This is a genomic window from Granulicatella sp. zg-84, from assembly GCF_010892375.1.
GTDB lineage: Bacteria > Bacillota > Bacilli > Lactobacillales > Aerococcaceae > WM01.
Genome location: NZ_WNJX01000035.1, coordinates 1 through 14,012, shown reverse-complemented (window position 1 = coordinate 14,012; position 14,012 = coordinate 1). Strand labels below are relative to the sequence as shown.

At 29.9% G+C, this 14,012-nt stretch carries 13 protein-coding genes and 1 CRISPR repeat array; all 13 genes read right to left on the bottom strand.

Going from position 1 to position 14,012, the window contains the following annotated elements:
- Positions 1 to 281 precede the first annotated feature (281 nt).
- Complete coding sequence (rpsD, locus tag GMA06_RS07355) at positions 282 to 893, bottom strand: 30S ribosomal protein S4 (RefSeq protein WP_163562194.1); 612 nt, start codon at positions 891 to 893, stop codon at positions 282 to 284.
- Between the two features lie 257 nt (positions 894 to 1,150).
- Positions 1,151 to 2,209 (bottom strand): hypothetical protein, encoded by a 1,059-nt coding sequence (locus tag GMA06_RS07350; protein ID WP_163562193.1) that lies wholly within the window; start codon positions 2,207 to 2,209, stop codon positions 1,151 to 1,153.
- 5 nt (positions 2,210 to 2,214) lie between these two features.
- The gene (locus GMA06_RS07345) at positions 2,215 to 3,030 is read right to left on the bottom strand and encodes a hypothetical protein (protein WP_163562192.1); all 816 of its coding nucleotides are present in this window, start codon (positions 3,028 to 3,030) and stop codon (positions 2,215 to 2,217) included.
- Positions 3,027 to 3,713 carry an ABC transporter ATP-binding protein gene (locus tag GMA06_RS07340; protein WP_163562191.1) on the bottom strand — a complete coding sequence of 229 codons (687 nt, stop codon included), beginning with the start codon at positions 3,711 to 3,713 and terminating at the stop codon, positions 3,027 to 3,029. Before GMA06_RS07340 ends, GMA06_RS07345 begins: the two co-directional genes overlap by 4 nt.
- Positions 3,697 to 4,086, bottom strand: a complete 390-nt coding sequence (locus tag GMA06_RS07335) for a GntR family transcriptional regulator (protein WP_163562190.1) — start codon at positions 4,084 to 4,086, stop codon at positions 3,697 to 3,699. The genes GMA06_RS07340 and GMA06_RS07335 overlap by 17 nt, the downstream gene beginning before the upstream one ends.
- 215 nt (positions 4,087 to 4,301) lie before the next feature.
- Positions 4,302 to 5,150: an ethanolamine utilization protein EutJ gene (eutJ, locus tag GMA06_RS07330; protein ID WP_163546345.1), complete on the bottom strand. Its 849-nt coding sequence runs from the start codon at positions 5,148 to 5,150 to the stop codon at positions 4,302 to 4,304.
- Between the two features lie 18 nt (positions 5,151 to 5,168).
- Positions 5,169 to 5,519: a DUF2200 domain-containing protein gene (locus GMA06_RS07325; RefSeq protein WP_163562189.1), complete on the bottom strand. Its 351-nt coding sequence runs from the start codon at positions 5,517 to 5,519 to the stop codon at positions 5,169 to 5,171.
- 217 nt (positions 5,520 to 5,736) lie between these two features.
- Positions 5,737 to 6,233: direct repeats of the CRISPR family, unit length 36 nt; unit sequence GTTTTATAACCATTCAAAACAACACAGCTCTAAAAC.
- 406 nt (positions 6,234 to 6,639) lie between these two features.
- Complete coding sequence (locus GMA06_RS07320) at positions 6,640 to 6,849, bottom strand: hypothetical protein (RefSeq protein WP_163562188.1); 210 nt, start codon at positions 6,847 to 6,849, stop codon at positions 6,640 to 6,642.
- A gap of 381 nt (positions 6,850 to 7,230) precedes the next feature.
- Positions 7,231 to 7,890, bottom strand: coding sequence for a type II-A CRISPR-associated protein Csn2 (gene csn2 / locus GMA06_RS07315; RefSeq protein ID WP_163562195.1), 660 nt, complete (start codon positions 7,888 to 7,890; stop codon positions 7,231 to 7,233).
- A 2-nt stretch (positions 7,891 to 7,892) separates the two neighbouring features.
- Positions 7,893 to 8,225: a CRISPR-associated endonuclease Cas2 gene (gene cas2, locus GMA06_RS07310; protein ID WP_163562187.1), complete on the bottom strand. Its 333-nt coding sequence runs from the start codon at positions 8,223 to 8,225 to the stop codon at positions 7,893 to 7,895.
- Positions 8,222 to 9,088, bottom strand: a complete 867-nt coding sequence (gene cas1 / locus GMA06_RS07305; RefSeq protein ID WP_163562186.1) for a type II CRISPR-associated endonuclease Cas1 — start codon at positions 9,086 to 9,088, stop codon at positions 8,222 to 8,224. The genes cas2 and cas1 overlap by 4 nt, the downstream gene beginning before the upstream one ends.
- Positions 9,088 to 13,137: a type II CRISPR RNA-guided endonuclease Cas9 gene (cas9, locus tag GMA06_RS07300; RefSeq protein WP_163562185.1), complete on the bottom strand. Its 4,050-nt coding sequence runs from the start codon at positions 13,135 to 13,137 to the stop codon at positions 9,088 to 9,090. Before cas9 ends, cas1 begins: the two co-directional genes overlap by 1 nt.
- A 342-nt stretch (positions 13,138 to 13,479) precedes the next feature.
- Positions 13,480 to 13,635, bottom strand: coding sequence for a hypothetical protein (locus tag GMA06_RS07295; protein ID WP_163562184.1), 156 nt, complete (start codon positions 13,633 to 13,635; stop codon positions 13,480 to 13,482).
- Between the last annotated feature and the right edge of the window lie 377 nt (positions 13,636 to 14,012).

The following is a 14,012-nucleotide window of genomic DNA, read 5'->3' as shown; positions in this document are numbered from 1 at the left end:
GTCAATAATTTTTTTGTATAATAATCCATGAGAAATACCTCCTTGTTTAATTGTGGTGATTTAATCATACAGGTATTTCTCTTTTTTTGTCCACTTTTATATACAAAATCGTGTTGGTGGATTATTCCCACCAACACGATTTATTATAGAGCCCTTATTATAACATCTTATACTTGTATTATAAACTAGAAAGATTCATCTTAAACTTTACATAGATGACAAAAAACACACTCACAAAAACCTTGATACAAGGGATTTGTGAGTGTGATATACTATTAAAATTAACCTAATTTATTGTAGTATTCAACGATCAATGCTTCGTCAATGTTTTCTGATAATTCTTCACGTTGTGGTAAACGTGTTAAAGAACCTGTTAATGTTTCTACATCAAATGAAACGTAGTCTGGGCGACCAAAGATACCTTCAGCAGCAACTTTGATAACTTCAACATTTCTTGATTTTTCACGAACAGAGATTACTTGACCAACAGATACGCTGTATGATGGAATATCTACACGTTTGCCGTCAACTGTGATATGACCGTGGTTTACTAATTGACGTGCTTGACGACGAGTAGTTGCTAAACCTAAACGGTATACAACATTATCTAAACGTTGTTCTAATAAAATCATGAAGTTAACACCGTGTTTACCTTCTTTGATTTTACCAGCTTTTTTAAATAAAGTTGCGAATTGGCGTTCGCTCATACCGTACATATGGCGTAATTTTTGTTTTTCTTGTAATTGTAAACCATATTCTGATAATTTTTTACGGTTGTTTGGACCGTGTTGACCTGGTGCGTATGGACGACGTTGTAATTCTTTACCAGTTTCTGTTAAAGAAATACCTAAACGACGAGATAATTTCCATGATGGACCTGTATAACGTGACATAATAAAATTCCTCCAATAATAAATTGTTTTGGAGTAAAATAATAGTTAACTAGACCGTATACGTGCAGTTTTTCTTTTCATCTTCACCTTTAGCAGCCGCAGGTTACACAATGACACTTAGTCGTGAAAAACTGTTGACGCTGTACTTCTAATTTTGCTGCATTATTTTACACAACTAGTAGTATACTAAATAAAGAAATAGTCGTCAAGAAAAGTCATGTGTTTTCAACGATAAATGTGAATAATTTTTTGTCGTACTATCTTATTGGAAAGAACGAAACTCTTTTATCATTTAAATATATATTATTTATGCTTAATTCATACCCTTTAAAATCACCTGTTATTTTACCTTCATAAATAATGTGATTCGTTTTTAAATTGGTAATCGTTATTGTCAAATCTTTTTCTTCAAACATATACTCATCATCGAATAAGATTTGCTTTGTATCTAGTTTTTTTATTGTTTGATATTCTTTAGTATTCAAATCAAATGTTTTCAATTCTGTTTGTGTTTTATAATAAACTCTGTCTGCTACAACGGATATATCTGAAATAGTATACGGATTCCCCGAAACATATATGTCATCAAAAATTTCTTTCGACAAATCGACTAATTCATCTTTTAAAACACGGTAAACAAAAAACTTTCCTTTATTTCTAAAAACAACATTAAATGTTGAATCAGATTGAAAAACAGAAAACCCCTGATAGTCTACTCCTTTAAGATTTTCTTTAATCGTTTTTACAATCATTTGTGTATCTTCTAATAAAATCTCTAAAATTTTTATAGAAGAATCTTCTTTATTGGATGTAGTACCTACAAAATAAAGCTTGTCATTTGATTTGACAAAAATACCATCAAATATCGGAATGTCACTAATTGGCGTTTCAAATAGTTGTTCTGTCTTTTGATTATAGGCGTATAAATTAGAAATAAGTTTTCCTTTTAAATTATCATTTGTATTTGCTAATAAAATAATCCAATCGCCTATTTCTGTTGATTGTGATACAAAATCAATATTCGGTCTATTTAAAATAGGAATTTTTTGATATTTACTAATTATATTTTTTTGAGGATTTATTTCCTCATTATCGAGTGATGTGCCTTTATCATTCAACCGAAAAGGCATTCCTCTGTAATTTGTCATAAAACTTCCAACTAGTTCAACTTTTTTTACTTGACTGTCATCTTTTTTGATTGTTTCGATTTTAACACTTGGTAAAAGACTTTTAGAAAAAGTATAGTTTCCAAATAAACAAACAAGTGACAAAACATTTAAAATCACAACTACAATAATGATACTGTATTTTTTCACAACTTTCACCCCCTAATCATGACTTTTTTACATAAAAGATAATTCGATAATAAAATCTCGATGATGACAATAATCATTCCTAATGCAACAAGGAAAATCGAATACTCAGAGCCTATTAAATTTTTATAAATATATATACTACTACTGATAAACAAGGCAATTAAACCAACTGTAACTCCGACTAAAACAGTATATTTTATAAAAACATGTAAATAAGAAATAGATTGAGCTAGTATTTCCAAAAAGAAAATATGGATAATAAAAGCAAAAGGTATAAATAAGGTTCGTCCAATATACCATGGATTGATATAATAAAGACTACTAGTAATACTATCTTTATAATTTGCATACATATTTAAAAAAGCATTCATCTCTACTTGTTGTGCTTTTGGAATAAAGAAATTAGCAACAATAATCCAAAGATTATCTAAACATAGTTGTAGTCCTATAAACAAAATACCTAAAGATGAAATGGCAACTAATTTGGCTAAATAAATCACAAATCTGTGTTGTGGCAAGGTAAATAATCGAATGGCCATATTACCTTTGCGATGAAAATCCCAATGCCATATTTGTCGTACAAGAATAAAAAAAGCAATAGAGAACACCATAATACTCCACGTATACAATGTACCGCTACTGATAATTGTTTCATACGGGAATTTTTCAGCATTACTAATAAACGTCTGTCTGTTTAATTCAGCGTTTAAAACAAAACTCAAGCTAATACCTTGAAGTAAAATCAAACCAAATGCACCAAACAAGGCATATTTTGATAATCGCTTTAATTCAACTGTCAATAGATTTAAAAACATCTTCATGATACATACACCTCTCTCATGACATCTATAATGGATTTGCCTTCTTGTTCTCGCATCGTTTCTGCATAAAACTCACGAATAATTCTTCCGTCTTCCATGAGTAAAACTTTATCTACCAGTGTTTCCACATCATTAATCTCATGTGTGGTTAATAAAATACCCTTATCTTCAATCAAGTCACTTGAGAAAACACGTAAAATTTGTTCTTTCGTAAAAATATCAATACCTGAAAAAGGCTCATCTAATAACACATAATCTGATTCGACACATAAGCCTAATAATAAATTGGCTTTTGCTTTATTCCCTTTTGACAAACGATTTAACTTCTCTTCTTTTTTCAATTTAAACAATGTCAGTAACTTATCTTCTTTTTCCTTATTCCAGTCATAAAAATCTTGCATAAAGGCAATCGCTTGTTTCAATGTATACTCGGGATACATTGCTAACTGATCTGGAATATAGATAATATGGTCATACATTTTATGTTTGATTGGTTCATGATCAATGGTAATCGTTCCTTTTTTTATTGGTATTAACCCCATAATCGCATTCATTGTTGTTGATTTACCAGAACCGTTAATACCAATTAAGCAAGTTACTTCTCCTTTTTTCACCGTAAAACTCATACCTTTTAAAATCTTTTTACTTCCATAGGATTGGTACACATTATTCACTTCTAGCATCTAAAGCACCCTCTTTCTGTTCATAATAGCGATGAATATATTCTATCAACTGGTTTTCGTGCAACCCCATAAATGCAATATCATCAAAAAACTTATCTAATGCCTCATTTAAAATAGTTGATTTTAAATTTTTTAAATAGTGTTCATCATTTGTCACTCGACTTAATACATTTTTATCTGTATAGATAAGCCCGATTTCTTCCATTTCTTTATATGCACGTTGCACCGTATTTGGATTGATTTGATACATCTGAGCCAACTCCCTTCTTGACGGTATCGCTTCTCCAGCATGATATTTTCCAGTAATAATATCTTTTTTCATACGCTTAATAACTTGTTCATAAACCGGTATACGCTTATCAAAAGGTTCCATACCAACACCTCCTTTTTATTTAGTGTATCAATCGTTTAATACATTTGTTAAGTGTATTATATAGTTAATACACTTAGAAAGCAAGCAATTATTTATGACACAACAAAAAAAGTGAATGGATATATGACCCATTCACTCAGTTTATATAATCTCTATCATAAATCGTGTTGGGGGAGAGTAATCCACCAACACGATTTGATATAAACACTATTTATTTAAATATCTAAAGGTTTATTCGTACAACTTTTGGCAATACCTAATGGTGTGACAAACATTGGATTTTTAGGAACATACGTTTTAATCCCTGTTCTTTGTTCAACAATTTGTTCAATGCCTGTTAAACAACATGTTCCACCTACTAAATATATCTCATCTACTTTATAATCTTGTATATATTCTTGTATAATGGATGCCACTTTTTCAACAACTGGTTTCACAACCGTTAAAACTTCAACATGGTTTTTCTTTTTACGTTTAAAAAGTTCCGCCTCATCAAATGACATTTTATAAGCTCCTGCGAGCACAAGAGAAAAATGCGTCCCACCCGTTGGTTCATCTGCAACACTCACAACTTGTCCGTTTTGTAAAATAGAAATACCTGTTGTACCTCCCCCAACATCTACAATAGCTCCATCTTTAATATGCATCACTTGATTGGCTGCAGTAGGTTCATCTAATAAATTCGTCAATTCAAAACCTGCTGCTTGTACAACATTTTTAATCGCGCCTGAATCTAAAGCATGTGTTCCAGGAGGAATTGCTGCTGCTGCATAAAGTAACTCAACACCTAATTCATCCTCTAACTGTGCTTTTAATTTTTTTACAATTCGCACGGCACCAACATAATCAGTAACCATACCATCTTTTACCACTTTTGCATACTCATAAGCACCTGCTATTGGTTCATGATTTTCATCTAATACAGCTAACACAATACATGCTGTTCCTAAATCGACACCTGTATAGTAAACAGAACTTCTTTTTTTAATCGGCTCTTTCATCACTTGTTCAAACTTTTTAATTTCTTTATTACATTCTACCAACGCTTTTGGATTATTCGCCATACGTCCACCTCTATACTATTATTTTAAAATCTTATCTATTGCTTTTCCTTTAGCAAGTTCATCAATCAATTTATCTAGCCAACGAATTTTCTTCATCATATCATCTTCAATTTCTTCAATTCTCACACCACAAATTGTCCCTGTAATTAAATCAGCATGCTCATTGATATGTGGTGCTTGATTAAAAAACTGCTCTAACGTGATGTGTTCAGACCTACTCAGCATATGCAAATTTTCGACAGAATAACCCGTTAACCAACAAATAATTGTATCTACTTCCTCTTTCGTCCTCTGTTTACGCACTGCCTTTTTAACATAGGCATCATGAATGACAGAAAAACACATATCAAATATTTTTGGTTTTTTCATCTTATAACGACCTTTATGTATATCTGTATTTATTGTACCATATCTAAGAAAAATAATCACATGGGGAGTAATAAAACATATCTAATAGACAACAAAAATATCGTTGGTAAATATAGATTCTGTAATAAATCATATTTATCGATAAAATCATTTGTGTACAAAAAAAGGCACGCCTTTGAAACGCTGTCGAATTAACGTTTATAGTGTGTCTTTTTTTCTTTTTGAACCATTCAAAACAGCACAGCTCTAAAACAAATATTTCATTACCCAATCACCACAACTTGTTTTATAACCATTCAAAACAACACAGCTCTAAAACCGGTTTTCAATAGGTCGCTTTACACGTTTTGTTTTATAACCATTCAAAACAACACAACTCTAAAACTTGGCAAACTTGTCTTGTAAACAAATAACGTTTTATAACCATTCAAAACAACACAGCTCTAAAACTTATAATGACTAGGATTGATAGCGTCATGTGTTTTATAACCATTCAAAACAACACAGCTCTAAAACTGTGTTAAACCTCCTATACTCTTCTAAAGAGTTTTATAACCATTCAAAACAACACAGCTCTAAAACGCACGCAAAGAAATATAAGCAATATTTATTGTTTTATAACCATTCAAAACAACACAGCTCTAAAACACAAAGTAGGGGGGTTAGGTTACGACTTAAGTTTTATAACCATTCAAAACAACACAGCTCTAAAACTCAAAATTTTGTTCGCCGGTTTATCCTCAAACTGCTCGTTCTAGCAAAACTTCAGTTTTGAATGGCCTTTTATTTTGATTATAACACATTCATATTATTAACGTTAAAATAATATAATTTTTCTTATAAAACTACGATATTTTTGAGTTTTTTCCGTCATTATATAAGTCGTCTAATCTGCAATAAAATAAGAACGATATTCAAAATAATCGCAATCCATAATAATATTTGTATTTTTCATGATATTTTATAAGTAAGATACAACTAAGAGCCGAGGCCCTTAGCGGTTCTATTTTTTCGAAAGTTCTTTTACTATTTCGAGTAAAATTTTGATGATTTCAATTATAAGTAGTATCATCATTGTCGCTTTATTCGTTATTGTAAAAGGCTTTTTTGTAGTTTCCTCCTATTCTGTATATTTTAATTGTTCTTCTCGTTCTTGTATAAGTATCTTTAATTCGTTTAAATCTTCTTGTGTTGCTTTATTTCTAATGAAACCCCTAGCACTTGAACGACTTGTTAAATAAGCTCTATACTCTTTATTTTTTTCTGACCATCTTTTATTAGCTTCTGCTTGTAGTTTTGGGTCCGTATATCCTTTTCTTTTTTCTGTCATTATTCTTCATCATCTCTTTCTATCCATTTGTGTACCAAATAAACAACAAAATATATGAGTATGTATTTCATTTTCTCTTTTAACATGTTATACTATTCACAAGGAGCCGAGAGCTTTCGCTCTCTTTTCCTTGTAAACAACTACTTAACTTTCTTACGCTTGCCTTGCTTCGATTGTTTTCGTGGTTGTTTTTTATTTTTCAAACTTCCAAAATAGTTATAATAAATATTATTATCATTATAAATTTTTTAATAATATGCATCTTCTATTTTTACAATTATATCATAATGCGGCATTACAAACGTCACAATAAACTATCGGAAATTATTTTCCCGATAGTTTATTGTCACTTATTGAGTACATTTTGTTACTTCATGGCAATCATTTGTTTTCTTCATAGATTAAAAAATAATCATTATCCAAAGTATACTGTGAAAAATCATATACTTTTCGTGGCTCTACAAAAAGAACATAAATATTTTGTAATTCAATATACTCTTTTAGAACGTTCATATCTTCTTTTGATAAGTAGACACACGTATTTATGAAAATAAGTACTTTTTTCTTCTTCATATACTTAAATACTTGTAAAATTTCCAAACATTTTTCAAATACACTATCACTTGTCGTTTCAATGATAACTCCTAAGGCTTTTATCAACTCTAAAATGGTAATTGTGTCATAAGTTAAGTCTAATTCATTTTCTAAACATTCAAATATAAGTAATTCTGTTATGTTCGATACTAATTTTTCTATTTTTGTTTTGACATCAGGTTTATCATTTAACTGCTGTTCTAAATCGTGATATACCGATTTTATGACAGTAGGAGAATTTATATCATAACCTAAAATATCAGTGATACAAACCAGTTCAGATGGATTTATTGTATCAATGGTGTCATAAATTACAATGCCTTGTTCTCCAGTATAAGCGTATAGATTTTTTATAAAATCAGCAAAAACCGATTGTGTTTCTAATACTAAAATAGTGCACTTATCCAATGTGATGGGTTCATCAATTAAAGGAAAGTTTAATTTCATCATTATATTTCCTCTCCCAATACAATTAGCCTAGAATCCGAATGAGCAACAGAAACATCTCTTTCACCGCATAAATAAATCATTTTAGAAAATTGCTTTTCTGTTACGGTTAAAATAGTGATATTTCCTTCTTTTGGATTATTCTCATTCAATCTTGCAATCATTGCTGTACTAGCTGAATGATTTAACAATAATTTACTATATACTGAAAATTGATGCATAATAAATCCTTCATCAATCAAAAATTTCCTAAACTTACGATATGCTTTTCTTTCGTCAGCTGTTTCTGTTGGCATATCAAACATTAAAATCATACGCATATACCGATAACTCATATCCTAAACACAGGAACTCCTTCTCCTCCATTGCTTAATGCTTTAATGACCTTTTTTGTATATTCTTTAACAATATTCGTTAAATACATTTCCTTATTATTGTATTCAAATGTATCCGAAAAAATAGAAAATAAATGTCGCTTAATATCTTGAAAAGGTCTGTCTTTATTTTCATAGACAATTCTATCAATAATCGGTCTAAACGGCTCCATGATATCACTCGCCAAATTAAAATGATTAAACTGATTAGCATGTTTTAACCCAAATTGTGTCATGCACCCACAGACAACAATCTCGCGAGAAAACATACTCAACAATAACGTATATCCATAGTCTAAAGCCGCATTTATATCATTATTATCATCACGAGTAAACGAATAGCCAAATAGTGTATTAAAATAAAATCTAGCCACATGCCCTTCTCTATTTGTAGGGTCATACAATTCTAATTCATCTAGTAACTTTAAAACATGATTCGCTTTTTCACAAAAACCAAAGTCATTTAGTAAAAGAAACTGATTCAATATTTTTTGAGAAATAATTTTTGTCCAAACACGTGCTTTCACATCTTGTTCCCACATTACTTGTTTGGACAACTGTAAACTAGAATCGTGCTTTGCATAAAATGGTACTAAATGAGCTGTTGGTAATCGTTTATCATCACAGAAAATGACAAGAATATTCTCATCGACTAATCGTTTAATTAACATAGTTGTCAACAGTATGTCCGTTGTTTCAAGTAATAGAATATCAATTTCAGATAAATGAATCATTTCTGTTTTATAGGCATCTTTAAAGACTAAATGATTATTTTTATACGCTAGTTTCGAGTGTGTATTGACAACAACTGTTCGCCATCCCATTACAATGCTCCTAAATCAATACGTGTTTCGTATAAACCTGTAACAGATTGATGAATCAGTATTGCAGTCTTACATTTTGTTGTAGATTTATATCTGAATCTTTTGATACTTTTATCGAAAAATGTAAAAGCAGTAGGTGCTCCAAACGACGTAAATGTCAGTAAGTTTACAAAAGATTTCGCAATCGTTTCAATATCGCTATTTTTATTTTCTTCGTATAAACATTTTAACTCATTAACTACTTTATCTGCTAAAATATATTGATTAAATTCTACCACTCGTTCAAATAATACATCAAACAGCTGTCTATTTTTTCCCAAACTATATGTATCTTCACTATCAACGACAGGACTACTTAATTTTTTAGCATGATACAACAATTCTGTTAGTTGATAATCTAAACGAAAATAGTTGCCTTTGTGCAATTCATCCACACTAGATAGCAATCGACGTACACCATTCTCAAATTCAAATAAACTATATTTAGGCAAAATAAACCACGTTTTAATATTATTAAAACCTAAAGACATTAAATAGGCTCTTTCATCTTTTTCAAACTCTGATCTATCAAGTAATTTAATACTAATCATTTCAGACAATTCTTTTGGTTTCTTTTTAGATTGATCCACATACTTCACAAAAACAGCATAGGCTTCTGTAGGCTCAATAAAACCACCGTATCTCGCAGCATTTAAATGTTGTTTTCTATCAATCAACTTATTGTTATATCCCGCCGGCTTATTTGATTCTTTATACAACCTTCCAGTTTGAATCTCCGTTTTTTTCGTCACTGTTACCGGCATGCTATATATCACATGCCCTAACTTCTCTTTCATACGTTCCTTATCCCAAACAACTTCACCAGTTAATGTATCCACAAGTCTTTCTTTCTGCATAAAGGAGAGGATTTTATCATACATTGCATGTCTTTGAGTTGCTTTCATTCCATTTTGGTCAAAAGTACCGTGTTTGATATAACTGCCATATACCAATTCTTTTTCCATTTGAGGATAAAGTTTCAACAATACATCGGCTACTACTGTTAATAAGTAAGCATCATGAGCGTGATGATATGGATTAACTTCTCTTAACTTATACAACTTTAATTCTCGTCTAAAACGAGAAACAATATTAGCGTGAACCGTCATCACTTTTACGCGTCTTATTTTTCTACCGTCATTATCTATCTCTTTATTAAATTTATCATCTAATAAACGCGCAACGTGTTTTGTAATTTGACGTGTTTCCACAATTTGTCGTTGAATAAATCGCATTTTATCTTCAACTGTCAATTCCTGCTTCATTAAACGACTTAATTTTTTATCACTTATTAAACCTACTTCATGCAATTTTTTCCAAAACAAACTTTCTTTTCTCACGATGTCTAAATCAAGTACCTCATTTGTTTTTTTAGCATTTTCTTTAGCTGAAGTTAATACTTTATTATCAACTGAATCATCTTTAATAAAACTTCTTGGCACAATATGATCAACATGGTACTGTGATAAAAAGTTTATGTCTAAATCCTTACCAGTGTATAAATCTTTTCCATTTTGCAAATAATATAAAAATAGTTTCTCTTTTTGTAATAATTGATTATCCAAAACAGGCTCTTGTTTTAATAACTCACTTCCTAAATCATTCAGACCTTTTTCAATCGTTTCATATCTTTTTTTTGAATTATCTTTTCCTTTTTTCGTTGTTTGATGCTCTTTTGCCATTTCAATCACAATATTTTCTGGTAATTGATTTCCCATAACACGAATAATTTCATCAACAATTTTAAGACTTTGTAAAATACCTTTCTTAATTGCTGGACTACCTGAAAGAGAGGCAACAAGTTCTTCATTATTATCTAACTCTAATTGTTGTACTTGTGCTTTTTCAATTTCCTCTTTAAATGACAATGATGCATCACGGATTAACTGCATGAAATTACGATTATTTAATTCATCATCTATCAAATAATCTAAAATCGTTTTTCCGTTTTCTTTATTTCGTATCCCATGTAATAATGTTTTTGACAAACGTCCCCACCCAGTAAATTTCTTACGAGATAATTTTTTAATTATCGCATCATCAAGTATACCTAAATCAAATAACTGTTTTTCAATCATTTTTCGATCATCAAAAATAGTTAAAATATGAATCACATTTTCAATAAGTTCTTCATTTTTCACATCATCTAAAAAATCTTTAGAAAAAACTTTTAACAAGTCTATATATGTACCATACGATGCATTAAACGCTGCATCATTTTGTACATTTTTCAATTTAAAATCATAAAACTGCAATTCATTTTCCATAAAACGAATCAACTGTTTATAAGTGACTTTTCTATATTTTTTAAATAATGCATCAAATATTTTCTGTTTGTCTTGTGTCGATAAGTAAGTCCATTGACCTCCATTAAATTGGAATCTAACTTTTGTTAATTCATTAAATACCATATATTTTTCATAAATTAAACTATGTTTAGGTAAAACACGGCAATCAGGTAAATATGTATCAAATAGTGTCATTTTTTCAATAAATCGTTTCGCAGATTCTTCTTCATTGACAATTTCTTCAAAATTCCAAGGACGAATAGGTTCGTTTGATTTTCTAGACAACCAAGCAAACTCACTTTGTCCATTTGCTAGAGGGCCTACATAGTAAGGGATTCTAAACGTTAATATTTGTTTGATTTTGTCGGCGTTGTCTTTCAAAAATGGATAATGCTTTCCTTGACTTTCTAAAATAGCCTCTAACTCTCTTAAATGAATTTGATAAGGAATAACCCCATTGGCATAAGTCCGTTGCTTATTAAGGAATGTTTGACTTTCTATTTTATCAATAAATATCTGCCCCTCTGGAATTTTCCCAATGAGAGCTTTTGTAAAATTATAAAAGGCTTCTTGAGAAACAGGTTTAGCCGTAGATGTAAATGTGGAACCAACTTTTTTATGTTCACCAGAAATATATCCTGCATATCCTTGTTGACTTTTATCTTTGAACATCACACCATATTTATCAGGAAGATATAATTTAAAGAACTGTTTTAAATCTTTTAAGTCTTGATGGTGTTCATGATACTTCACAACCATACTAGAAGATAGCGGTGCATTAGAATCTAAGGGACTATCTCTTAAAATATCAAATAATAATATCGACTCATAAACTTTTTTAGCATACTCAAATAAAGGCTCATACTCTAAACCAATAATTGCTAAAAGAGCTTCTACTTCTTCTTCATAAGTTTCACTTGAAAATTGTAGGTCAAATTTTTCTGTTAGTTTGAATACTGTTTTAAAATCTACTTTATTACCAATAATCAACTTAACAAAATATTTCAAAGCACTTTTTGACAACTCATCTGGAAAAAGTTTCATAATATTCTCTACTTTTTTACTTTGTCTGAGTTTACGTGTCAATTCCTCTTCATATAAATGCTCATTTATTTTATTTAAACTTCCAAAATGTTCTTCGTACTCTAATAAAAATACTTCAAAATTCTCTTTAACGGTTATATTAGATACATCAAGTGAACCTTCAATAAGAAAATGTCCACGGTATTTCAGAATATGTGCAATTGCTAAATAAACAAGGCGTAAGTCTGCTTTGTCATTCGTATTAGCTAAATACTCTCTAAGATGATAAATAGTTTTAAATGTATTGTGATAGCTGATTTCTTCTTCCAATGTTGCAAAAATCGGATATTTAGATTCCGATAATTTTTTATCATCTTCTTGCAAAAAACTTTCACTTAAACGATAAAAAAAGTTTTTATCTACTTTCATCATCTCTTCCGAAAAAATATCTTGTAAATACAACAAACGGTTACGACGTCTGTTATATCTACGTCTTGTTGTTCGATGTATTCTTCTTTCTGCTGCTGTTTCAGCCGGTTCAAATAAAGAAGAACCCATCAAACTTTTTTTCACATACTTCTTATCTGTATTCCCTAAAACTTTTATTCTTTTAAAAGGTACTTTATAATTATCCGTCACAACAGCATAACCGACAGAACCTACTCCAATATCTAAACCTATTGAATATTTTTTTGCCATAAAACCCCTCCTATTTTTAAGTAAAACGCTTTACATTTTTAACAAAACCTGTTAAAATAACATTGTTTAACCATTCAAAACAACATAGCGAGTTAAAATAAGGCTTTGTCCTTTAACAAATTTGTGTGCCGTTCCGGCACTTTTTTATTTTCATTACGTTTTAAAACGTTTTCACACCAGTGTATATTTCGTTCATTACTATTAAATCTTTCTTCTGTATACAAAAAGTATTTAGCCATAAACAAAAAGACTTTTTTCAGTTTCTTCTCTACGACTAATATTTTGAATCGTTTTTAAAGTCATTATATCATATTCATAACAATCAGTATATTTTTCATTTCATTATTCGAAAAAGAGCCACCATATTAACAATCCAACACCCGTTAAACCTACTAAAGTTTTTAGTTTTTCTTCTGTTGTTGTTTTTCTTATGGTAAAGGTTATATTATTCCCTTTTTTTGTAACATATTCTTTCTTCATAATATAATCTTTTTTCATACTTACCTCCCTATTCATTTTTACTTGCTCATAACCATTCCAATTTGACTATTTTATTATGTTTTATTCATTATACTCTATCAGTAATCATGATGACAATAATGACTTGTTATCTTGATAATGAAATAAAAAAGAGCTTTATGAAAAATAGATAAAAAATATTTTAACAATATATCTTCTAGTAAATATAGTCTATTTTTGCCAAACACATCTTAATAAATAACGGCTCTATAATAAATCGTGTTGGTGGGAATAATCCACCAACACGATTTTGTATATAAAAGTGGACAAAAAAAGAGAAATACCTGTATGATTAAATCACCACAATTAAACAAGGAGGTATTTCTCATGGATTATTATACAAAAAAATTATTGAC

What these genes read in the sequence shown, in the direction of transcription:
- cas1 (WP_163562186.1), bottom strand. Translation starts at nt 9,088, where the DNA reads ATGGGATGGCGAACAGTTGTTGTCAATACACACTCGAAACTAGCGTAT.
- GMA06_RS07345 (WP_163562192.1), bottom strand. Translation starts at nt 3,030, where the DNA reads ATGAAGATGTTTTTAAATCTATTGACAGTTGAATTAAAGCGATTATCA.
- GMA06_RS07335 (WP_163562190.1), bottom strand. Translation starts at nt 4,086, where the DNA reads ATGGAACCTTTTGATAAGCGTATACCGGTTTATGAACAAGTTATTAAG.
- GMA06_RS07295 (WP_163562184.1), bottom strand. Translation starts at nt 13,635, where the DNA reads ATGAAAAAAGATTATATTATGAAGAAAGAATATGTTACAAAAAAAGGG.
- cas9 (WP_163562185.1), bottom strand. Translation starts at nt 13,137, where the DNA reads ATGGCAAAAAAATATTCAATAGGTTTAGATATTGGAGTAGGTTCTGTC.
- rpsD (WP_163562194.1), bottom strand. Translation starts at nt 893, where the DNA reads ATGTCACGTTATACAGGTCCATCATGGAAATTATCTCGTCGTTTAGGT.
- GMA06_RS07325 (WP_163562189.1), bottom strand. Translation starts at nt 5,519, where the DNA reads ATGAAAAAACCAAAAATATTTGATATGTGTTTTTCTGTCATTCATGAT.
- eutJ (WP_163546345.1), bottom strand. Translation starts at nt 5,150, where the DNA reads ATGGCGAATAATCCAAAAGCGTTGGTAGAATGTAATAAAGAAATTAAA.
- cas2 (WP_163562187.1), bottom strand. Translation starts at nt 8,225, where the DNA reads ATGAGTTATCGGTATATGCGTATGATTTTAATGTTTGATATGCCAACA.
- csn2 (WP_163562195.1), bottom strand. Translation starts at nt 7,890, where the DNA reads ATGAAATTAAACTTTCCTTTAATTGATGAACCCATCACATTGGATAAG.
- GMA06_RS07340 (WP_163562191.1), bottom strand. Translation starts at nt 3,713, where the DNA reads ATGCTAGAAGTGAATAATGTGTACCAATCCTATGGAAGTAAAAAGATT.
- GMA06_RS07320 (WP_163562188.1), bottom strand. Translation starts at nt 6,849, where the DNA reads ATGACAGAAAAAAGAAAAGGATATACGGACCCAAAACTACAAGCAGAA.